General features: G+C 69.9%; 20 protein-coding genes. 12 read left to right on the top strand and 8 right to left on the bottom strand.

The features are described from left to right. The first annotated feature begins 44 nt into the window (after window positions 1-44). From AC2EWF_RS08500 to AC2EWF_RS08475, 6 genes are all read left to right on the top strand, one after another. Window positions 45-503, top strand: a complete 459-nt coding sequence (locus tag AC2EWF_RS08500) for an SPFH domain-containing protein (RefSeq protein WP_483638924.1) — start codon at window positions 45-47, stop codon at window positions 501-503. Between the two features lie 262 nt (window positions 504-765). Beyond that, on the top strand, window positions 766-1401 hold the full coding sequence (gene rsmG / locus AC2EWF_RS08495) for a 16S rRNA (guanine(527)-N(7))-methyltransferase RsmG (protein WP_483638923.1): 636 nt from the start codon (window positions 766-768) through the stop codon (window positions 1399-1401). Window positions 1402-1458: 57 nt separating this feature from the next. Next, window positions 1459-2340 carry a ParA family protein gene (locus tag AC2EWF_RS08490; protein ID WP_483638922.1) on the top strand — a complete coding sequence of 294 codons (882 nt, stop codon included), beginning with the start codon at window positions 1459-1461 and terminating at the stop codon, window positions 2338-2340. 180 nt (window positions 2341-2520) lie between these two features. Then, entirely contained in the window at window positions 2521-3393 is an 873-nt protein-coding gene (locus tag AC2EWF_RS08485; RefSeq protein WP_483638921.1) for a ParB/RepB/Spo0J family partition protein, read from the top strand. 8 nt (window positions 3394-3401) lie between these two features. Then, the gene (locus tag AC2EWF_RS08480; RefSeq protein WP_483638920.1) at window positions 3402-3947 is read left to right on the top strand and encodes a sigma-70 family RNA polymerase sigma factor; all 546 of its coding nucleotides are present in this window, start codon (window positions 3402-3404) and stop codon (window positions 3945-3947) included. Then, window positions 3934-4698: a DUF3379 family protein gene (locus AC2EWF_RS08475; RefSeq protein WP_483638919.1), complete on the top strand. Its 765-nt coding sequence runs from the start codon at window positions 3934-3936 to the stop codon at window positions 4696-4698. The genes AC2EWF_RS08480 and AC2EWF_RS08475 overlap by 14 nt, the downstream gene beginning before the upstream one ends. A 131-nt stretch (window positions 4699-4829) precedes the next feature. Here the strand turns inward: AC2EWF_RS08475 and AC2EWF_RS08470 are convergent, their stop codons facing one another. From AC2EWF_RS08470 to bufA1, 4 genes are read right to left on the bottom strand one after another with little or no spacing between them, the layout of a single operon-like run. Then, complete coding sequence (locus tag AC2EWF_RS08470; RefSeq protein ID WP_483638918.1) at window positions 4830-5345, bottom strand: DoxX family protein; 516 nt, start codon at window positions 5343-5345, stop codon at window positions 4830-4832. A 29-nt stretch (window positions 5346-5374) separates the two neighbouring features. Next, complete coding sequence (locus AC2EWF_RS08465; protein ID WP_483638917.1) at window positions 5375-6130, bottom strand: HvfC/BufC family peptide modification chaperone; 756 nt, start codon at window positions 6128-6130, stop codon at window positions 5375-5377. After that, complete coding sequence (gene bufB, locus AC2EWF_RS08460; RefSeq protein WP_483638916.1) at window positions 6105-6983, bottom strand: MNIO family bufferin maturase; 879 nt, start codon at window positions 6981-6983, stop codon at window positions 6105-6107. The genes AC2EWF_RS08465 and bufB overlap by 26 nt, the downstream gene beginning before the upstream one ends. Window positions 6984-6986: 3 nt before the next feature. Further along, window positions 6987-7295: a BufA1 family periplasmic bufferin-type metallophore gene (bufA1, locus tag AC2EWF_RS08455; RefSeq protein WP_483638915.1), complete on the bottom strand. Its 309-nt coding sequence runs from the start codon at window positions 7293-7295 to the stop codon at window positions 6987-6989. 158 nt (window positions 7296-7453) lie between these two features. Between bufA1 and AC2EWF_RS08450 the strand changes: the two genes are divergently transcribed. Together AC2EWF_RS08450 and AC2EWF_RS08445 are read left to right on the top strand one after the other, a co-directional pair. Beyond that, on the top strand, window positions 7454-8170 hold the full coding sequence (locus AC2EWF_RS08450; protein WP_483638914.1) for a glycosyltransferase family 2 protein: 717 nt from the start codon (window positions 7454-7456) through the stop codon (window positions 8168-8170). Between the two features lie 77 nt (window positions 8171-8247). Beyond that, window positions 8248-8616, top strand: a complete 369-nt coding sequence (locus AC2EWF_RS08445; RefSeq protein WP_483638913.1) for a DUF488 domain-containing protein — start codon at window positions 8248-8250, stop codon at window positions 8614-8616. Between the two features lie 4 nt (window positions 8617-8620). Here the strand turns inward: AC2EWF_RS08445 and AC2EWF_RS08440 are convergent, their stop codons facing one another. After that, entirely contained in the window at window positions 8621-9553 is a 933-nt protein-coding gene (locus AC2EWF_RS08440) for a patatin-like phospholipase family protein (protein WP_483638912.1), read from the bottom strand. A gap of 155 nt (window positions 9554-9708) precedes the next feature. On the opposite strand from AC2EWF_RS08440, the gene AC2EWF_RS08435 reads away from it, so the two are divergent. Then, entirely contained in the window at window positions 9709-11478 is a 1770-nt protein-coding gene (locus tag AC2EWF_RS08435; protein WP_483638911.1) for an SLC13 family permease, read from the top strand. Window positions 11479-11514: 36 nt separating this feature from the next. On the opposite strand, the gene gnd is transcribed toward AC2EWF_RS08435, so the two are convergent. Then, a complete protein-coding gene (gene gnd / locus AC2EWF_RS08430; RefSeq protein ID WP_483639131.1) occupies window positions 11515-12444 on the bottom strand; it encodes a phosphogluconate dehydrogenase (NAD(+)-dependent, decarboxylating) in 930 nt (309 codons plus the stop codon). Window positions 12445-12486: 42 nt separating this feature from the next. Then, window positions 12487-13812, bottom strand: a complete 1326-nt coding sequence (locus tag AC2EWF_RS08425; RefSeq protein ID WP_483638910.1) for a glucoamylase family protein — start codon at window positions 13810-13812, stop codon at window positions 12487-12489. A gap of 77 nt (window positions 13813-13889) precedes the next feature. On the opposite strand from AC2EWF_RS08425, the gene AC2EWF_RS08420 reads away from it, so the two are divergent. Then, complete coding sequence (locus AC2EWF_RS08420; RefSeq protein WP_483638909.1) at window positions 13890-17774, top strand: GH36-type glycosyl hydrolase domain-containing protein; 3885 nt, start codon at window positions 13890-13892, stop codon at window positions 17772-17774. A gap of 99 nt (window positions 17775-17873) precedes the next feature. Here AC2EWF_RS08420 and AC2EWF_RS08415 read toward each other — a convergent pair whose 3' ends face one another. Beyond that, window positions 17874-18770 (bottom strand): lysophospholipid acyltransferase family protein, encoded by an 897-nt coding sequence (locus AC2EWF_RS08415; RefSeq protein WP_483638908.1) that lies wholly within the window; start codon window positions 18768-18770, stop codon window positions 17874-17876. A gap of 82 nt (window positions 18771-18852) precedes the next feature. Here AC2EWF_RS08415 and dtd point away from each other — a divergent pair, with 82 nt between their 5' ends. Further along, window positions 18853-19293: a D-aminoacyl-tRNA deacylase gene (gene dtd, locus AC2EWF_RS08410; protein ID WP_483638907.1), complete on the top strand. Its 441-nt coding sequence runs from the start codon at window positions 18853-18855 to the stop codon at window positions 19291-19293. A 146-nt stretch (window positions 19294-19439) separates the two neighbouring features. Then, window positions 19440-21311 (top strand): RNA polymerase sigma factor RpoD, encoded by a 1872-nt coding sequence (gene rpoD, locus AC2EWF_RS08405; RefSeq protein ID WP_483638906.1) that lies wholly within the window; start codon window positions 19440-19442, stop codon window positions 21309-21311. Window positions 21312-21365: the final 54 nt, after the last annotated feature.

Genomic DNA, 21365 nt, shown 5'->3' with positions numbered 1-21365 from the left:
TCAAACCGTAACAATCAATAGATAACATACTGATTTTTCTCGTCATGTTCGCGCTGATCCTCACCACCGCCCTCAGCCTGCTCGCGCTTGCCGCGATCGCGGTGAAGCATGTCCCCGACGGGCAGGTCTACAGCCTCTACCGCCACGGCAAGCCGGTGCGCCTGTTGCAGCCGGGCACACACGTGGTGCTGCCCCTGCTGGACCGGGTGGGTCATCGCATCGATCTCGGTGGCCGCGTGTTGCGTTTCGAGGAACCACTGGCCGATGCGCGTGACGTGCGCGGCACGGTGTACTGGCAGGTGCTGGAGCCGGAGCGCGCCGACGCAGTGATCGAGCAGGCCGACCAGCTGATCCGCCGCGGCGCGCTGGAAGCGTTGCACGGCGAGGCCGAGGCGAATGCCGAGGATCGGCGCGCCCTGGGCCAACAGCTCAAGCAAAGCCTCAACGGCAGCTTGCGCGCGCGCGGCGTGATGGTGACCCGGGTGGAGCTGGATTTCGCCTGATCCGCGCCGATCCGCGCCGCGCGCCCGAGAGCGCCGCGCGTCAGGGGAATGAAGCAAGCCTTGAACCCGCCGTCCGGCGGGTTTTCTTTTCCCGGGGGTGTGGCGACGGATCTCCACCGGTGCGACTGCGGCGGTCGCGGATGTCCGCAGGCACCGAGCCGCGCGCCCGAGGATGGCCGCCCTGGTGAATTTCTCGCTCAAGTGTGATCGCAAGCTAAAGATCTGCCGGATACTGCCCGGCCTGACGCCCACTGGAACCCGCATGAGCACCCGCGCCGTCCTGCAAGCCCGCCTCGAACAGGGCATCGCCACACTCGGCCTGGCCTTGCCGGCGGGCGCGGTGGAGCGCCTGCTGGACTACCAGGCGCTGCTGGAACGCTGGAACGCCGCCTACAACCTCACCGCGGTCCGCGACCCGGCCGAGATGGTCACCCGCCACCTGCTCGACTCGCTGGCCATCCTGCCCTACGTGCAGGGCGAGACGCTGGCCGACCTCGGCACCGGGCCCGGCCTGCCTGGCATTCCGCTGGCGATCGCCGCGCCGGGGCGGCAAATCCTGCTGGTGGATTCCAACGGCAAGAAGGTGCGCTTCCTGCGCGAGGCGATCCGCGCGCTCAAGCTCGACGATGTGTGTGCCGTGCAGTCGCGGGTGGAGGACGTCGAGGGCACATTCGACTGCGTCACCGCGCGGGCCTTCGCCAGCCTCGCCGACATGCTGGGCTGGGGCGGCCACCTGCTGGCCCCGGGCGGCGTCTGGCTGGCGATGAAGGGCCGGCTGCCTGCCGAGGAATTGCCCGGCGTGCCGCCCGGCTTTGCGCTGCGCGGTGTCCACGCGCTGGCGGTGCCTGGGCTGGATGCCGAGCGCAGCCTGATGGTGCTGGGTCGCGCGGCCGACTGAACCCGGGCGACGCGGCCTGCTAATCTAGGCCCCCTTGTGCGCACACGAAACGACGACATGGCACGCATCCTCGCTGTCGCCAACCAGAAGGGCGGCGTCGGCAAGACCACCACGGCGGTGAACCTCGCGGCGGCGCTGGCCGCGGCGAAGCGCCGCGTGCTGCTCGTCGATCTGGACCCGCAGGGCAACGCCACCATGGCCTCCGGCGTGGACAAGCACGCGGCGCGCCCGAACGGCTGCGCGGTGCTGCTGGAGGAATCCACGGTGACGGACGCGGTGGTGGCCACCGAAGGCCATTACGACCTGCTGCCCGGCAACGGCGACCTCACCGCCGCCGAACTGAAGCTGATGGACACGCTGGCGCGCGAGCACCGGCTCAAGGAGCAGCTGGCCACGGTGGCAGCCCGCTACGACACCATCCTGGTCGATTGCCCACCCTCGCTGAACCTGCTGACGCTCAACGCGCTCACCGCCGCCGACGGCGTGCTGATCCCGGTGCAATGCGAGTACTTCGCGCTGGAAGGCCTTTCCAGTCTGCTGGAGACGGTCAAGGCGGTGCGCCAGCGGTTGAACCCGAAGCTGGAGATCGAAGGACTGCTGCGCACCATGTACGACGTGCGCAACAACCTCGGCAACGAGGTCTCCGCCCAGCTCACCCAGCACTTCGGCGACAAGGTGCTGCGCTCGATCATCCCGCGCAACGTGCGCCTCGCCGAGGCGCCGAGCCACGGCCAGCCGATCCACCTGTACGACCGCAGCTCGCGCGGAGCGATCGCCTACATCGGCCTGGCCGGCGAGATCATCCGCCGCGAGCGCGGCCTGCCGCCGCCGCCGGTGGAGACGCACGAGGCGGACGATCCGGCCGACATGATCGAACCGTCCCAGGCGGGCGCGCATGGCGCGGTGCTGAAAGCACCCGCCGCCAACCACCGGGACTGAGAGCCTGCACATGGGTTCCAGGCACTTCGCGCTGTCATCCCGTCGGGCCGGGTCGGCTTGCCCGCACGCCGGCGCCATCATCCGGTCGTGGCCGGATGTCCATTCCCGCTACTCTTCCCTGGCCTGCGCGCAAACAGCTTCCGGCGCGGAGTGCTCGGGATCCATGAACAGGCTCTAGACATGGCAGCTGCAAAGAAACGAGGACTGGGCCGCGGGCTGGACGTGCTGCTCGGCGGCGAAGGCGCCGCGGCGCCGGTGCTGGAACAGGAAGGCGAGCTGCGCACCCTGCCGATCCAGCAGATCCAGCCCGGCAAGTACCAGCCGCGCCGCCACTGGAACGACGAGGCGCTGGACGAGCTGGCCGCCTCGATCAAGGCGCAGGGGCTGATCCAGCCGGTGGTGGTGCGCGCGATCGGCAAGCACCGCTACGAACTGATCGCCGGCGAGCGCCGCTGGCGCGCCGCCCAGCGCGCGCAGATGGGCGAGATCCCCGCGCTGGTGAAGGAGGTGCCGGAAGTCGCGGTGCCCGCCATGGCGCTGATCGAGAACATCCAGCGCCAGGACCTCACCCCGCTGGAAGAAGCCGACGCGATCAAGCGGCTGATCGAGGACTTCGACCTCACCCACCAGCAGGCCGCCGACGCGGTGGGCCGCTCGCGCGCCGCGGTGTCCAACCTGCTGCGCCTCACCGAGATGCCCGAGCCGATCAAGAAGCTGCTCGACGACGGCAAGCTGGAGATGGGCCATGCCCGTTGCCTGCTCACCCTGGACGAAACCGTCGCCGTGCCGCTCGCCCGCCAGGCGGTGACCCTGGGCTGGTCGGTGCGCGAGCTGGAGGACGCCGCGCGCCGTGCCCAAGCCGCACCGAAGGGCAAGGCGAAAGGCGCGCCGCCGCGCGATCCCAACATCGCCGCGCTGGAGCGCGAGCTGGCCGAACGCTTCGCCACCCGCGTGGAGGTAGCCGCCGCCCGCGGTGGCCGCGGCAAGCTGGTAATCCACTACCACAGCAACGACGAGCTCGAAGGCATCCTCGGCAAGATTCGCGACGCGTGAGCTGAAAGATGAAACGCCTCGGGCCGGTCTCCTTGGTGGTGAATCCCCGACAACGCCAATTCGAGGCGCTGACGCGCGCGCATGCCGGCGACCTGTACCGCTACGCCTACTGGCTTTGCGGGCAGGACGCGCTGGCCCAGGACCTGGTGCAGGAGACCCTGCTGCGCGCGTGGAAAAGCCTGGATGCCTTGCGCGAGGCCGACGCCGCCAAACCGTGGCTGCTGACCATCCTGCGCCGCGAGCACGCGCGCCTGTACGAGCGCAAACAAATGGATGTCGTGGAACTGGACGAAGGCCTCGCCGAGGACGCTGCCTGGGCCAGCCCCGAACGCCACGGCGACGCCGCCGAATTGCGTGAAGCCATGTCGAAACTGCCACACAGATACCGCGAACCGCTGCTGCTGCAGGTGCTGGGCGGCATGAGCTGCGAGGAAATCGCCGTCGAGCTGGGCCAGCAGCCCGGTGCGGTGATGACACAGCTGTTCCGCGCGCGGCAGAAGCTGAAATCCATCCTGCAAGGTGGTCGTGCGGAGGTGCAGCATGGACTGCCTTGAGTTCCGTCGCCGGCTCGCCGCCGAGCCGCAGTCGCGTGCCGCCGAGCTGCTGGCGCATCGCGACGGTTGCGCCGCGTGCAAGGCCGCATGGGAGCGTGCGCAGTCCTTCGAACGCGAATTGCGCGACGCGCTGGAGGTGCCGGTGCCCGCGGGCCTCGCCGAACGCGTGTTGCTGGCCCAGGCCACCGGCGAGCGCCGGCACGTGCTGCGCCGGCGCCGCATCGCGTTCGCGCTCGCCGCTTCGGTGTTGGTCGCCATCGGCGGCGGGCTTGCCTGGCGCCAGCTGGACGCGCGTTCGCTGCCCGCGCTGGCGGTGGCGCACATGCCCGGCGAGATCCGCTCGCTCGACCTCACCCGGCCGATCGGCGCGCCGGCGATCGCGGCCGGTTTCGCCGATCGCGGCGTGACCTTGCGCGGGCCGACGCCGGCCGACGTCACCTACGTGCACGACTGCCCGGTCGGGCCCTACAAGACCGTGCACCTGGTCAGCCGCGTCGACGGCATGCCCGTAGCGGTGCTGTACGTGCCGGGCAAGCGGGTGGCGAAGGCCAGCGATTTCCGCCGCGGCGGCTGGCGTGGCCGCATCGTCCCGCTCGAACACGGCGCGCTGGTGATGCTCACCAATCATGCCGGCGCCCCGGATTTCAGAGCGGTCGCCAATGGCTGGCGGGCGGCGATCGACGGGACGGGCGCGGCACAGGCGGCTGCCCGGGGCGGGTCGGAACCAGGGCCTGGGCGCCTGGCGCCCTGAGGGGACGGTACGGCGCATCGCGCCCCGGGGTGCAGACGCTCCAGCTCAAGCGTCCCGGCGGGGGCGGATCGAGATCCTCCTGTGGCGCCGCGGCGTGCCGGCCAGACCTTTACTGCCTGGCCGGCATCCGTTCAACGGGCCGTGGTCACGCCTCGCGGCTGCTGTGGATATGCCGTGCTTCCGCGCCGGGATACCCGCTTCACCAGCGCGTCCAGCGAGATCCGCCCCGCGCCAAGCCCCACCAGGGCCAGCAGCATCAGGCCCCAGGCCTTGTGGTCGTTGAAGTCGGCACCGAGCAGGCCGTTCCAGAGGCCGTTCGGCCACAGCGCGGGGTAGGAGATCACGGCGACGATGTTGTAGACGAACAGCACCGCCGCGACCACGCGCGTGCCCAGGCCCAGCGCGAGGAACCAGGGCAGCACCAGTTCGGTCCACATGCCCAGCGCGGCGGCGACAGCCGGGGCGAGCAGGGGCACGTGGTACTCGTTTTCGAACAGGTAGGCGGTGCCGCCCGGGTCGCTCCACTTCACCACGCCGGCGCGCCAGAACGCGAGCGCCACGAACACGCGGAACAGCAGCAGTGCGGCCGGGGTGAGCACGGACAGCCGCGCGGTGAGGTACGACCAGCGGTCGATGACGGTGTGCATGGGGTTTTCCTCGCGGATCGATGGATGGGTCAGGCGGCGAACAGCGCATGCTCGAGCAGGGGTTGCAGCAGGGCTTCGGGTGGAACGGCCGCGTCGACGGCCAGCGCGGCCGCCAGCGCATCCGCCGGCGGTGCACGGCGGCACAACGCCTGGGCGAAGACGGCCTGGGCTGGCGTGATGGCGCGCATCGCCACCTGCGTCTGCTCGCGCCACAGCAGCACGGCTTGCGCCGCGGAGGGACCAGGCGCGACGGTGTCCGGCAGCAGTGCATGGCGCCACAGGTCCAGCACCGCCCAGTCCGAGCGCAGCACGCGCACGCTGGGACGCAGGCGCAGCGCGCCCTTCGCGTCGGCGAGCGCGGCAAGCAGGGCCGCGGGGTCGGCGGGTGCGGCGTCGGCAGCCAGCACAGCTTCCTGGCGCAGCCATTCCAGCCTTGCCACGTCGCCCAGCCACGGCCACGCGGCGGTCTCCGCCTGCGCCCCGATGAAATCGGCGAAGTCGGCGCCGTAGTCCTGCAGGTTGCCGCTGCAGCTGCCATACCAGGCGGCGTGGCGGGTGGCGAGACCGTCGAAGGCGTCCTCGCCCAGCAGGCGGCGTAGCGCCGGGTAGCCGGTGGCCAGCGCGTCGACATGGATGGCGTAGCCCGCGTGACGGTAGATCCGCAACCGTGCGGCGGGATCGATGCCGCGCGCGGTGATCCAGGCGTGCAGCGCAGGTGCTTCGCCGCCGGCTAGCACACTGGTGAAGGCGTGCTGCAGCTCACGCAGCGAGGGCGGCGCAGGCATCGAGATGCTCCGTGGCGAGCCGTGCCTCATCCTGCAGCACGGCGAAATCGGGCAGGTCCTGATCCCATTCGATCAGGGTGGGGCGCGCGCCTATGCGCGCCAGCACATGTGCGTACAGCGCCCATACCGCGGGGTCGATGCGACGGTTGTGCGAGTCGATCAGCAGCGGCCCGTCCGTGCCGTCCTGGCGCAGACCTTCCTTCCGCGTGAAGCCGGCCAGGTGCAGCTCGCCCACGGCGTCGGCGGGGATGCCGGCGAGATAGGCGTGCGCGTCGAAGCCATGGTTCACGCTGTTCACGTAGACGTTGTTGACGTCCAGGAGCAGGCCGCAGCCGCTGCGCGCGGCCAGCGCGGCGAGGAATTCCCATTCGGGCATGGTCGAATGGGCGAACTGCAGGTAGCTGGAGACGTTCTCCAGCAGCACGCGGCGACCCAGTGCCTCCTGCAGCTGGTCGACGTGCGCCGTCATCGCATCCAGCGCCTCCTCGGTGTAGGGCAGCGGCAGCAGGTCGTTGTAGTGGCGCCCGTCGATGGCGCCCCAGCACACGTGCTCGGACACCAGTGCGGGCTCGGCGTGGCGTACCAGCGCGCGCAACGCGGCAAGATGGCCGGCGTCCAAAGGCCCGGCCGAGCCCAGCGACAGGCCCACGCCGTGCAGGCTCACCGGGTAGTCGCGGCGCACCGCGTCGAGCAGCTCCCACGACGCACCGGGGTAAAAGAAGTTCTCGCTGTGCAGCTCGAAGAACGGCACGGCCGGCCGCTGCTCCAGCACGTGGGCGGCATGCGGCGGCCGCAGCCCGATCCCGACCGCGGTCGGGACCGGCTGCGCAAGCATGGCTTGCGGGGAGCCCACGGCTCAGCTCTTTTTCATGGCGTCGTGCGACATGGCGGCCATCGGCTGCAGCGAGCCGCCGTCGATCTTGGAGCACAGGCCCGCAGGCACCGCCACGAAACCCTGCGGATCGCGCGCCTTGCTGTCCTGGCCGGCACAGGAGTGGCCCGGTGTCTGGCAGTCGTTCTTCATCGCGGCGTTGATGCCGTAGCACTTCTCCATGTTCGAGTGGCCGGCCATCTTGTCGGCGGCGTGGGCGCTGGTGGCGGCGCCAAGCGCGCCGGCGGCGATGAGGCTGAGCAGGGCGGAGCTGAGGATGGTCTGGGCTTGCATGGGGTTCTCCCGTGGTTGCCGGAGGATTCCGGCTGCCACAGGTGACCCGGGCAGGCGGGATTTCCTTACAGCGGGATGGGCGCGGCAAAACCTGCGCAGGCGGTAAACTGCGCGCTCGCCGCTGCCGCGGCGCCCCGTTTCCGCTGAAAGGCTGTCCCATGCCGCAACTCTCCGTCGTCGTTCCCGTGTTCAACGAGCGCGACAACATCCCGCCGCTGCTTGCCGAGATCGCCGCCGCGCTGCGCGGCAAGGTCGACTATGAAGTGGTCTACGTGGACGATGATTCCACCGATGACAGCCGCGCCGTGCTCGATGCGCAGAAGGCGCAGCATCCCGAGCTGCGCGTGTTGCACCACGTCACCCGCAGCGGCCAAAGCACGGCGGTGTGGAACGGCGTGCGCGCCGCGCGCGGCACGTGGATCGCCACGCTGGACGGCGACGGCCAGAACGACCCGGCCGACATCCCCAGGCTGCTCGCCGCCCGCGACGGGGCAGCGCCCGAGGTGAGGCTGTTCGCCGGCTGGCGCACCACGCGGCGCGACAGCTTCAACAAGCGCATCTCTTCGAAGATCGCCAACGCGGTGCGCTCGCGCATGCTGCGGGACGCCACGCCCGACACGGGCTGCGGGCTGAAGCTGTTCGAGCGCGAGACTTTCCTGCGCCTGCCCTACTTCGACCACATGCACCGTTACCTGCCCGCGCTGGTGAAGCGCGCCGGCTTCCAGAGCACCAGCGTGCCGGTGGGCCATCGCCCGCGCACCGCGGGCGTCTCCAAGTACGGCATGCTCGACCGCCTGTGGGTGGGCCTCGCCGACCTGCGCGGCGTGGCGTGGCTGATGCGCCGGGGCAAGGTGACGAAGGTCGAGGAGCTCTGAGCCGGTTCTGATCCACGTCACGCCTGCGCCGCGGTGCAAGCGTATGCTGGAACGCATTCCCTGCGGGAGCTGCGTGCATGAGCATCGCCATGAAACGCGTCTACGAGCCGCCGGCGAAATCCGACGGCTACCGTGTGCTGATCGACCGCCTCTGGCCGCGCGGGCTGAAGAAGGACGATGTGCCGCTGGACCTGTGGGCCAAGGAGCTGGCGCCATCCACCGCGCTGCGCCAGTGGTTCGACCACGATCCCGCGCGCTGGGAGGGCTTCCGCCAGCGCTATGCCGGCGAGCTGGACAAGCGCGCTGAATACTGGCGGCCGCTGGCCGAGCGCGCCGCCAAACATGCCGTCACCCTGCTCTACGGCGCCCGCGACGAGGAGCACAACAACGCGGTGGTGGTGAAGGCCTACCTGGAAAACTGGCTGCGCAGCCACGGGCCGCGTTGACGGCTCATTGCTCTGGCGTGGCGGCCCGCGGCCAGCGCGCCAGGGACTCGCGCGCCTGGTTGCGCCCCAGTTCGATCAGTTCGCGGGCGCGGTAGAACTCGTAGGGATTGGCCATGTTGCGCGGCAGCTGGATCAGCAGGTCCGGCTCGTAGGCGGCCAGGCGCAGCCGCGACACGTTCGCCTGCATCAGGTCCATCGCCTGGGTAAGCAGTTCGAGCGCACCGGGTTCGCGCACCGCATCGCCGGCGCCACCGCGCGGCATCAGCCGGTCGATGAGGGTGCCGATGCGCTGGCGGTAGCCGGGCGCTTCCGCGGTCTCCCCGCCGGCACGCGGCGGCGCGGGTTCGGTGGCGGCGCCGTCCACGCTCACTGCGATGAGGTAGTCCGCTGGCTCGCGGATCAGCGGCGTCACCGGCACCGGGTTGAGCAGGGCGCCGTCCACCAGGCGGCGACCATCGATCTGATGCGGGCGGAACACGGTGGGGATCGCGATCGATGCGCGGATCGCGTCGAACAGCGGGCCGCGCGACAGCCACACCTCGCGTTCGCGGTCGATGTCGGTGGCCACCGCGGTGAACGCCAGCGGCAGCTCCTCGATCAACGCGTCGCCGATCAGCTCGCGCAGCGTGCCGATGATCTTCTCGCCCTTGATCAGGCCGCCGCCGGAGAACGTCCAGTCCACCAGCCGCAGCACGTCGAATCTGGCCAGCGCGCTGACCCAGTCGCGATAGACATCGAGCTTGCCCATCGCGTGGATGCCGCCGATCAGCGCGCCGATCGAACTGCCGGCGATTGCCGTGATGCGGTAGCCCTGCGCCTCCAGCTCCTCGATCACGCCGATGTGCGCCAGTCCCTTGGCCCCGCCCGCGCCCAGCGCCAGCGCCACGGTGGGCCGGCGCCGCATGCCGGCGGATTCGGGTGAAAGCGGTGTGTTCATCCGTGCATTCTGCCCCGGATCGCGGTGAATGCGCCGTGCGCGGTTTGCGCCTGCGCCGTCGTCGCGTAGCATGCGGGTGGAACCGCCACCAGGGTGAGACCGATGCAGACAGCACGCGGGGCGTCGTCGCCGACCGCAGCAGCCGGGGCCTGCTTATGAGCTGGCAGGCCTGGGCGGTGGTCGCCGTGATCGCGATCGCGATGGTGCTGTTCGCCAGCGAGAAACTGCGCATCGACCTGGTGGCGCTGCTGGTGCTCGCCGCGCTGGTCGTGCTGGGCATCGTCCGCCCGGACGAGGCGCTGTCCGGTTTCAGCAACGAGGCCACGGTAACGGTGGCGGCGATGTTCGCACTTTCCATCGGCATTGAGCGCTCCGGGGTGCTGGAGCCGCTGAGCCGGCTCTTGATGCGCATCCGCCGGCCCTGGCTGCTCACACTCACCCTGATGCTGGCGATCGCGCCGCTGGGCGCGTTCGTGAAGAACATCGCCCTGGTCGCCACCTTCCTGCCGCTGGCGCTGCGCGTCTGCCAGCGCACCGGCACCTCGCCGGCACGCGTGCTGATGCCGATGGCCTACGCCGCGCAGATGGGCGGCGTTTGCACCCTGATCGGCACCTCGTCCAACCTGCTCGCCGATTCGCTGGCGCAGAAGCACGGCCTGCCCGCCTTCGGCGTGTTCGAGTTCACCGGCATGGGCGTGCTGCTCGCAGTGGCCGGCATGATCTATCTGATGCTGGTGGGGCGCTGGCTGCTGCCGCGGCACATCGACGCCGACGAGATCGAGGAGGTGGAGATCGGCAAGTACGTCACCGAGTTGGCGCTCACCGAGCAGTCGCCGCTGGTGGGGCGGAGCATCGGCGAGGCGCAGCTGGGCGAGCGCTACGGCGTGTACCCGCTGGAGCTGCTGCGCGGCGAGCGGCGGATGTGGTCGCCGCGTTCGCAGCAGATGGAGGCCGGCGACGTGCTGCTGGTGCGCGGCGACTGGGAGAAGATCGAGGAATTCCAGCGTCGCGCCCACCTGCAGAACGTGCCGGAGAGCCGCTACGTGCGCGACGCCGACCACCCGCGCGTGCTCGCCGAGATCATGGTGGCGCCGGCCAGCCTCGCCGAGGGCCGGCGGCTGGCCGAGACCGACCTCGGCCGCCGCCCTGATGCGGTGGCGCTGGCGATCCACCGCCGTGGCCAGGTACTGCGCGACAAGCTCAGCGACGTCAGCCTCGCGGTGGGCGACGTGCTGCTGGTGCTGGTGGACGAAGGCAGCATGCCGCAGCTGCGCGGCGACGACGCCTTCATCGTGCTCAGCGAGCGCGACGACGTGCGGCGCATGTCGCGCAAGGCGATCGTGGCGGCGGCGATCATGGCCGCGGTGGTGGTGGTCTCCGGGCTGCGCTGGTTGCCGATCCCGGTGGCGGCGATCTGCGGCGCGGCGGCGATGGCGCTTACCGGCTGCTTCGGCCGCAAGGACGTCTACGAAGGCATGGACTGGAAGATCATCGTGCTGCTCGGCGCGATCCTGCCGCTGGGCACCGCCATCGAGAAGACTGGCCTGTCGCAGGAGGTGGTGCACGCCGGGCTCGGCCTGGTGGGCAACCACGGCCCGCTTGCCGCGCTGCTGATGGTCTACCTGCTCACCGCCCTGCTCACCGAGCTGATGGGCCACAACCCCTCGGTGGTGCTGATGGTGGGCATCGCCGCCAGCGTGGCGCACGCCGTGCACGCCGACCCCCGCCCCTTCGTGGTGGCGGTGGCCTTCGCCGCCGCCACCTCGTTCGCCACGCCGGTGGGCTATCCCACCAACACCATGGTGTATTACGCCGGCGGCTACCGCTTCACCGACTTCATGAAGGTGGGCATCCCGCTGATCGCACTGTTCTGCGCGCTGTCGATGTGGCTGATCCCGAAGTTCTGGCCGTTTCATCCCGGCTAAACCCTTCGGCCGGGGCGGAATGGCGCCGGCAGGCCGCTATTTCGCCTCGCTCTTGATCGCGTGTCCGCCGAACTCGTTGCGCATCGCGGCGAGCAGCTTGTCTGAGAACGAATCGCTGTCGCGCGAGCGCAGGCGTTCGATCAGCGAGGCGGTGATGATGGGAGCGGGCACGTCGAGGTCGATCGCCTCGTCCACGGTCCAGCGGCCCTCGCCGGAATCGACCACGTAAGGGGCGACACCGTCCATCGTGGGGTTCTTGCCCAGCGCGTCGGTGGTGAGGTCGAGCAGCCAGGAGCGCACCACGCTGCCGTAGCGCCAGATCTCGCCGATCTGGTGCAGGTCGAGGCCGAACTCCTTCTTGTGGCCGAGGATGGAGAAGCCCTCGGCGTAGGCCTGCATCAGGCCGTATTCGATGCCGTTGTGGACCATCTTGGTGAAATGGCCGGAGCCCACCGGGCCGACGCGGCCCCAGCCCTTGTCCGCGGCGGGCGCCAGTGTCTCGAAGATGGGCCTGAGTGCCTCGACGGCTTGCTCGTCGCCGCCCACCATCATGCTGTAGCCCTCCTTGAGGCCCCAGACGCCGCCGCTGGTGCCGGAGTCCACGTAGTGCAAGCCGTGCCCGGCGTAGAGCGCGGCGCGGCGCAGCGTGTCCTTGTAGTTGGAATTGCCGCCGTCGACCACCGTGTCGCCCTTGGTGAGCAGGGGCAAGAGCGCGTTGACGGTGTCGTCGGTGATCTTGCCCGAAGGCACCATCAGCCACAGCACGCGCGGCGCGGGCAACGCCTGTACCAGCGCGGCCAGCGATTCGGCGCCGGCGATGCCCTTGTCCGCCACCGCCTTGCGCGCGTCGGCGCTGGGGTCGTATCCGGTGATCTTGTGGCCGCCCTGCACCAGCCGCTCCGCCATGTAGGCGCCCATCTTGCCCAGCCCGACCATGCCCAGTTCCATCGCATTGCTCCGCTTGATTGAAAGGATGTGGATGGCGCGATGCGCGCCCGCCACGGGATTTCAGGACCGCCTGCCCTGCGCGTCCAGCCAGCCGCCGGTGAAGCCGGCCGCGCGCAGGCCGTCCACGATATACCGGCAGCCGTGCAGCAGCTTCCACAGCAGGCCGCTGCGCTGGTTCTCGATCATCAGCAGGATCGGCCCGGTATTGATGCCGAAGAAGTAGGGCGAGATCCAGCCGCAGGCGTTGGCGCCGCCCCAGGTGGCGTTGAAGCTGGCTTCGAAGCCGTAGGGGTGGCGGTCGTGCAGCGCCAGCGTATGGATGAAGTGGTGCAGCGTGGGCAGCACGATCTCCGGCGCGAACGGCAGTGCGGCCGCCACCGCCCACGGCGACAACGTACCGTCGTCGATGCCCCACGGCGCGCCGCGGCCCAAGTAGCCGTGGAACTGGCGTTCGACGCCGTCGATGCTGCGCGTTGCTTCGCCGGGCCCGTCGCTGGCGGTGATGCCCCAGCAATCGCCCGCGTAGCCCTTGAAGCCCAGCGGATTGTCGATCGCGTAGCGCTGCTGTACCAGGCAGGCGCGACGGCTGTTCTCGAAGTAGTCGATGCCCTTGTCGCGCATGAACGCGTCGCGTATGCCGAGGAAATCGATCCACACGTGCGACAGCTGGTGGGTGAACAGCGGTCCGCAATAGAGGTAGTCGACGTCATAGGCGTGCTTCCACTCGTAGGTGGATGCCCAGGCCGCGAACGCGCTGGGCGGCAGTGCGTGGTCGGGTGAACCCAGCGCCAGCGTGTACAGCACCAGGCCCTCGTCGTAGCCCTGCCACCGGTGCGGGATGAAGCCGCTCTCCGGCCGCCAGCCGTGGCCGATGGTGCCGTCGGCAGCCTGCGCCCAGGCCCAATCCGCGCGTCGATACAGCAGCTCGGCCAGTTCGCGGATCTCGCGCTGCTCCGGCGTGTCGGCGCTGAAGTACGCCGCCGCGGTGAGCATGCCGGCGAACAGGAAGGCGCTGTCCACCGTGGACAGCTCGCACTGCCAGGCACGCTTGCCGGTCCGCATGTCGAGGAAGTGGTAGTAGAAGCCGCGGTAGCCGGTGGCGTCGGGCGCCTCGCCCTGCACGCTGTCGCGGAAGAAGCGCAGCGTGGCCAGCGTGCGCGCGATCGCGCTGCGCTCATCGAGCAGGCCGCGCTCCACCGCCACCGGATACGCGCTGAGCGCCATGCCGGTGGCCGCGATGCTGGCGGGCCAGTCGGGTGCGGTCTTGTCCGCCACCATGCCGTTGTGCGGATTCGTCTCGTACTGGAAATACGCCCAGGCCTTGTTCTGCAGGTGTTGCAGTTGCGGACCGGACTCAAGAGGGGGATGCAGAACGGTGGTGGTCATGCGGGCACATGGCGGAATGTTCGCCGGCCAGCGTGCCGTTCGTGCTGCATTGACGCCGTGAATGCGCAAGGGCCCGCATGCTCGATGCTTCCCCGCACGAAATCCCGCCGATGACCGTCTCCACCGCCACGCCGCGACACTGTCTGCTTTCCAATGGCCATGCCACCGTGATGCTCGATCGCCAAGGCGCCGGCTTCAGCCGCTGGCACGACCTCGCGATCACACGCTGGCGCGAGGATCCCACGATCGACGCCTGGGGCAGCTGGCTGCTGCTGCGCGACGAGGACAGCGGCGAGATGTGGTCGCCCACGCGGCAACCGTTCGGCCACGACGCGCCCGACGACGCCGTGCGGTTCGAGCCCGGTCGCGCCACGTTCCGGCGTCGCCATCTCAGCCTGCATTCCACGCTGGAGGTGGCGGTGGCGGCGGATGCCGACGTGGAACTGCGGCGGCTCACTTTGGGCAACCACGGTGACCGCACACGGCGCCTCTCGATCACCAGCTACGCCGAACTGGTGCTGGGTCCGGCCGCCGCGGACGACGCGCATCCCGCGTTTTCCAAGATGTTCGTGACGACCGGATGGGAGGCGGACCTGCGCCTGCTGCTCGCTACCCGGCGCAAGCGTTCGGACGACGAGGCCACGATCTGGGCCGCGCAGGCCTTGCGTGTCCATGGCGCCGAAGCCGGCATGCCGGAATTCGAGACCGATCGCATGGCCTTCCTCGGCCGTGGCCGCACGTTGCGTCATGCGCAGGCGCTGCAGGCGGGGGCCGCGCTGGGCGGCGGCAAGGGCAGCGTGCTCGACCCGGTGTTCGCGCAGCGGCGTCATTTCACGCTGGCCCCGGACAGCGAAGTCACCGTGCTGCTATGGACGTGGCTGGCCGACAGCCGCGACAGCGTGCGGGCGCTCGCCGCGCAGTCAGGGGATGCCGATGCGGGCGCCGCGACGCGGCTGTTCGACGGCGCAATGCAGCAGGCGCAGGCGCGCTTGCACGAGTTCGGCATCGACGATGCGGAGGCTAACCGCGCTGCACGCTGGCTGGATGCGCTCCTGGTCAACGACGCCGCGCAACGCGCCGCGCCGGAGGACATCGCGCGCGGCCGCGGTGGTGCGCCCACGCTGTGGGCGACAGGTATTTCGGGTGACCGCCCGATCGCGCTGCTGCGGTTGCACGGCGAGGATGAGCTGCCGCGCGCGCAGGAGCTGTTGCGCGCACAGCAGCTATGGCGCGCGCAACGTTTCGCGATGGATGTGGTGCTGCTCGATGCAGCCAGCGCCACGTTGCAGGCTGCGTTGGCTCCGCTGGTGAAGGCGCAGCAGGAGCGGCTGAAGGCGGGCGAGGGCTTGCCCAAGGCCGAGCTGTTCGCGCTGCAGGAGGGCGCGCTCGGCGAGGAGCTGCGCGATGGCCTGCGGTGCGCGGCGCGGGTGGTGCTGGATTCCGAGTCCCCGCCACGCCGTGCAGCCGCGGTGGCCACCACGGCAGCTCCGCCGGCGTTGCGCGCGACTGTGCCCGCAGCGGACGTCTTGGTGCCCGCGGCGCCGGAATACCCGAACGGCTGGGGTGGCTTCGTGGAACAGGGCCGCGCCTACCGCATCGAACTGGCCGAGGGCCGCAGCACGCCGCAGCCCTGGGTGAACGTGATCGCCAACCCCGCGTTCGGCTTCCTGGTGTCGGCGGAGGGCGGCGGTTACGCGTGGTCGATCAACAGCCAGCAGAACCCGCTCACGCCCTGGCCCAACGATCCGGTGAGCGGCCGTCCGCACGAGGTGCTGTACCTGCGCGACGCGGACAACGGCGCGCTGTGGAGCGCCACGGCGGCGCCGATCCGCGTGGCCGGCGCGAACTACGCCACCACCCACGGCAAGGGCTGGAGCCGCTTCGAGACCGGCGCCCATGGCATCGCGCTGGAACTCCTGCAATGCGTGCCGGTGGACGACACGCTGAAGCTGGCGCGGCTGCGCCTGGCCAACCGTTCCACGCGCACGCGGCGCCTCTCGCTCACCGCCTACGTGGAATGGGCGCTGGGTCCGATCGGTTCCGTCCCCGCGCCCTTCGTGCAGACCGCGCGCGACGAAAAAACCGGCGCACTGTTCGCGCGCAACCGCTGGCGGGCGGACTTCGGCGACCACGTGGCGTTCGCCGACCTCGGTGGCGCCCAGCAGTCGATGAGCGGCGACCGTGCGGCCTTCCTCGGCCCGCTGGGCGCGCCGGACCGCCCGGCCGCGTTGCATGGCGATGCGCCGCTGGCCGGCCGCTTCGGCGCCGGGCTCGACCCCTGCGGCGCGCTGCAGCTGCGCATCGAACTGCCGCCGCATACCGGACTCGAATTGCGCTGGCTGCTGGGCGACGCGGCCGACGAAGCCGGTGCGCAGGCACTGGTGGCCAAGTACCGCGCCATCGACATCGAGGCGGTGCTGGCCGCGGTCGCCGCGCAGTGGAACGGCCTGCTCGATGCGGTGCAGGTACGCACGCCCGACCGCGCGCTGGACCTCATGCTCAATGACTGGCTGCTCTACCAGGTCACCGCCTGCCGGCTGTGGGGGCGTACCGCCTACTACCAGGCCAGCGGCGCCTGGGGTTTCCGCGACCAGCTGCAGGACGTGATGGCGTTGTGCGTGAGCCGTCCCGACCTTGCGCGCGACCACCTGCTGCGCGCGGCTGGCCGCCAGTTCGCCGAGGGCGACGTGCAGCACTGGTGGCTGCCGCCGAACGGGCAGGGCATCCGCACCCGCATCAGCGACGACCGCGTGTGGCTGGCGCATGTCGCCGCGCACTACGCCACCGTCACCGGCGACGCCGCGGTGCTGGACGAGGCCTTGCCCTTCCTCACCGGACAGTCGGTTCCCGACGGCGCCACCGACGCCTATTTCCAGCCCGGCGCCTCGGACGAAAAGGCCAGCCTGCACGAGCACTGCGCCCGCGCGCTGGACAGCGCGCTCACCCGCGGCGCGCACGGCCTGCCGCTGATGGGCACGGGCGACTGGAACGACGGCATGAATGCGGTGGGCGCGGGCGGCCGCGGCGAGAGCAGCTGGATGGGCTGGTTCCTGATCCGCAGCATCGAGGCGTACGCCCCGCTGGCCGAGGCACGCGGCGATGGCACGCGGGCACAGCGCTGGCGCGACTACGCCCGGGCCATGCGCGCCGCGCTGGAACAGGCCTGGGACGGTGCATGGTACCGGCGCGGCTACTACGACGACGGCACGCCACTGGGCTCGGCGCAGGGCGACGCATGCCGCATCGATACCCTCGCCCAGTCGTGGAGCGTGCTGGCGGACGCCGCCGATCCGTCGCACGCGGCGCAGGCGATGGCGTCGAACGAGCGGGAGCTGGTCGACCACGAACACCGGCTGTCGCGCCTGTTCACCCCGCCGTTCGACAACCCGAGGGAGAATCCGGGCTACATCAAGGGGTATCCGCCCGGCGTGCGCGAGAACGGTGGCCAGTACACCCACGGCGCAGTCTGGTCGATCTTCGCCTGGGCCGCGCTGGGCGACGGCGACCGCGCAGCCGAACTGTTCGGATTCTTCAACCCGATTCGCCACAGCGGGGATGCCGACGCGGCGGCGCGCTACCGGGTCGAACCCTATGTTTCCTGCGCCGACGTGTACTCCATGGGCGGACTGGCTGGCCGCGGCGGCTGGACCTGGTACACCGGCTCGGCCGCCTGGTTGTACCGCGCGGGACTGGAAGCCATCCTGGGTTTCCGCAAGCAGGGCGACGCGTTGGGGATCGACCCGTGCATACCGAAGGCATGGCCTGGCTTCGAACTCGACTACCTGCATCGCGGCAGGCAGCACTGCACCCGCTACGCGATCCGCGTGGAGAACCCGCACGGTGTTTGCCGCGGCGTGACCGGGGTGGAACTGGATGGCAAGCCGTTGCCCGTGGGCGAAGCCATCGCACTGGCCGACGACGGGGGCGAGCACGCGCTGCGCGTGGTGCTGGGCCAAGGATAGGAGCGCACCCTGTGCGCGAATGCTTCTGGCTTTGATCGAGCATCAGGGCCATCGCGCACAGGGTGCGCTCCTACGGCCATGTCCCGGATACGGGGCGAGTCAGGCGTGGTTGCCGCGGTCGTAGGGGCTGGGCCGGTCGTGCGCCGACCAGCGCTTGTACTGCCACTGGTACTGGGTGAAGGCCAGATCGACGCAGGCCTCGACGCCGCGGTTGAGCGCGGTGCAGGCGGTACGGAGGTCGGCCTCGGCCAGTCCATCCGGCGCGGGCAGGATGTGTATGCGGTAACCCGCGCCGCGCGGCAGCCGTTCGGCAAAGGCGTACAGCACCACGGCACCGGTGCGCGCGGCCAGGCGCGGCAGCAGCACCATGGTCAGCGCGTCGCGGCCGAAGAACGGCGCGAACTCGCCCTCGCCGGCGCGCGGCTTCTGGTCGGGCAGGATGCCGACCGTGCCGCCCGCGGCGAGCCGCTTGTACAGCGTGCGCACGCCTGCGCCCTCGGCGCGCACCTGTTCGGGCGCCAGCGCACCGCGCACCTTGCGCAGCAAGCCCTCCACCGCGGCGATGCGCGGCGGCCGGTACAGGATCGCCATCGGCGTCTTGCGGCACAGCCAGTAGTTCAGCAGTTCCCAGCAGCCCAGATGCGGTGCCGCGATGATCACCCCCCGGCCCGCGGCCAGCGCAGCGTCGAGCAGCGGCTCGCCGCGCACCTCGCGCACCAGCTGCAGCGCGCGTTCGGCGCCGCTGCCCCAGATCTTGATGATCTCGGTGGCCGATTTGCCGCTTTCGGCTAGCGTCTCGCGCACCAGCGCGGCGCGGGTGTCCGCGTCTGCTCCAGGCCGCGCGATTGCCACGTTCACCGCCACGTGGTGCGCGGTCCGGGTGTGCCGCCACAGCGCGAGGCGGCCCAGCAGCGCGCCGGCGGCCTGCAGTGTGCGCAGCGGGAGCAGGGCCAGCAGACGCAGCAGAAGGTAGGCGAGGTACATGTCGGCGCGCATCCGCAAAGTGTACGGGATGGATGCGCTTCCACCGGCCGCGCGGCGCGCTTATGCTGGCCGCCCCGTCCGCCGCCGAGTCGCCATGATCGCCCTGATCCAGCGTGTGCTCTCCGCCCGTGTCGAGGTCGCCGGCGAAACCGTGGGAGCGATCGGCGCCGGCCTGCTGGCCCTGGTGGCGGTGGAGCCGCGGGACGGCGAGCCGCAGGCGCGGCGCATGCTGGAGCGCCTGCTCGGCTACCGGGTGTTCACCGACGAGGCCGGCAAGATGAACCGCTCGCTCGCTGACACCGGCGGCGGCCTGCTGCTGGTGAGCCAGTTCACGCTGGCGGCCGACACCCGCTCCGGCATGCGTCCCAGCTTCACCGGCGCCGCGCCGCCCGAGCATGGCCGGCGCTGGTTCGAGCGGCTGCTGGAACTGGCCCGCGCCGCATATCCGGCAGTGGAAACCGGGCGCTTCGGCGCCCATATGGTGGTCAGTCTGGTCAACGACGGGCCGGTGACGTTCCGGCTCGACACGGGCTGAACGTCAGCTCTGTGAGTTGTCCCGCAAGCCCTCGATCTGGCGCGATTTTTGCTGTCGGCTTCGACGAGGTTTCCACCTTGAAAACTGGTCAAAAAAGCAACACATCGCTATAATGTCCGGTTCTTGAACCCTGCGGCGGTCGGTGAATGAACAACAAAGTCCACGAGCAACAGTCCGAAATCAAGGCGCTCATCGCCAAGGGTTTGGAGCAGGGTTACCTCACCTACGCCGAGATCAACGATCACCTGCCCGACGACATCGTCGACGCGGAGCAGATCGAAGACATCATGGCGGTGCTCAAGGGCGTCGGCATCGAGGTGCACGACGCCGCGCCGGACGCCGACCCGCTGGCCGACAACGCGCCCGGCGCGACCGGCGACGACGAGGCCGCCGCCGAGGAAGCGGTCGCCCTGCTCTCCGCCGTGGACGCCGAGGTGGGCCGCACCACCGACCCGGTGCGCATGTACATGCGCGAGATGGGCACGGTCGAGCTGCTCACCCGCGAGGGCGAGATCGCGATCGCCAAGCGCATCGAGGAAGGCCTGGCCCAGGTGCAGCAGGCGCTGGCCAGCTTCCCGCTGACTATCGAGCTGCTGCTGGAGGAGTACGACCAGCACCTGGACGGCAAGCGTCGCCTGTCCGAGATCCTCGCCGGTTTCCTCGACCTGGAAGCCGCCGCCGACGCCGCGCGCATCGAGGCCGAGGAGGCTGCCGCTGCCGCCGCCGAGAACGGCGAGGAGGGCGAAGGCGACGAGGAAGACGAGGAAGCTGATTCCGAGGACGAGGAGGCCGTGGCCAGCGGTCCCGATCCGGAGGAGGTCAAGCGCCGCATGGAATTGCTGCGCGACCACTACGCCAAGTTCCAGAAGGCCGCCGCCAAGGCCGCCGGCATCACCGACAAAAAAATCGTCAAGCTGCGCGACCAGATGGCCGAGGAGTTCCTCAAGCTCAAGCTGCCCAGCGCACTGATCGACGGCTTCGTGCGCAAGCTGCGCGAGGTGGTGGGCGACATTCGCCATCATGAGCGCGTGCTGATGGAGATTTTCGTCAAGCAGGTGAAGATGCCCAAGGCCGAGTTCCTGAAGACCTTCCCCAGCAACGAGGGCAACCCCGAGTGGGCCGCCGAGCTTAGTCGCAAGCGTCAGAAGTGGTCGCCCAACATCAAGACCCACCGCGAGGCGATCGACGCCGAGCAGGAGAAGCTTGCCGCGATCGAGCACAAGCTGTTCCTGCCGCTCACCGACATCAAGGAAATCAACCGCGCCATGGCCAGCGGCGAGGCCAAGGCCCGCCGCGCCAAGAAGGAAATGGTCGAGGCCAACCTGCGCCTGGTCATCTCCATCGCCAAGAAGTACACCAACCGCGGCCTGCAGTTCCTCGACCTGATCCAGGAAGGCAACATCGGCCTGATGAAGGCGGTGGACAAGTTCGAATACCGACGCGGCTACAAGTTCTCGACCTACGCCACCTGGTGGATCCGCCAGGCGATTACCCGCTCGATCGCCGACCAGGCGCGCACCATCCGCATCCCGGTGCACATGATCGAGACGATCAACAAGCTCAACCGCATTTCCCGCCAGATGCTCCAGCAGTATGGCCGCGAGGCTACGCCGGAGGAGCTGGCCAAGGAAATGGACATGCCCGAGGACAAGATCCGCAAGGTGCTGAAGATCGCCAAGGAGCCGATCTCCATGGAAACCCCGATCGGCGACGACGAGGATTCTCACCTCGGCGACTTCATCGAGGACAGCAACGCCAGCTCGCCGATCGACTCGGCCACCGAGACCGGCCTGATGGAAACCGTGCGCGACGTGCTCGCCGGGCTCACCCCGCGGGAAGCCAAGGTGCTGCGCATGCGCTTCGGCATCGACATGAACACCGACCACACCCTGGAAGAGGTCGGCAAGCAGTTCGACGTCACCCGCGAGCGCATCCGCCAGATCGAGGCCAAGGCGCTGCGCAAGCTGCGCCATCCCAGCCGCTCCGAACAGCTGCGTTCCTTCCTCGACGTGGATTGACCGCCCGCCCTTCCCCGCCGCCTCGGGCGGGGGCCGGCGCAGGACACGACAACG

The sequence above is a fragment of the Rhodanobacter sp. sgz306013 genome (genome assembly GCF_057031145.1).
Note: the sequence above shows the minus strand (reverse complement) of the source record. Positions and strands in the feature narration are given on the sequence as shown.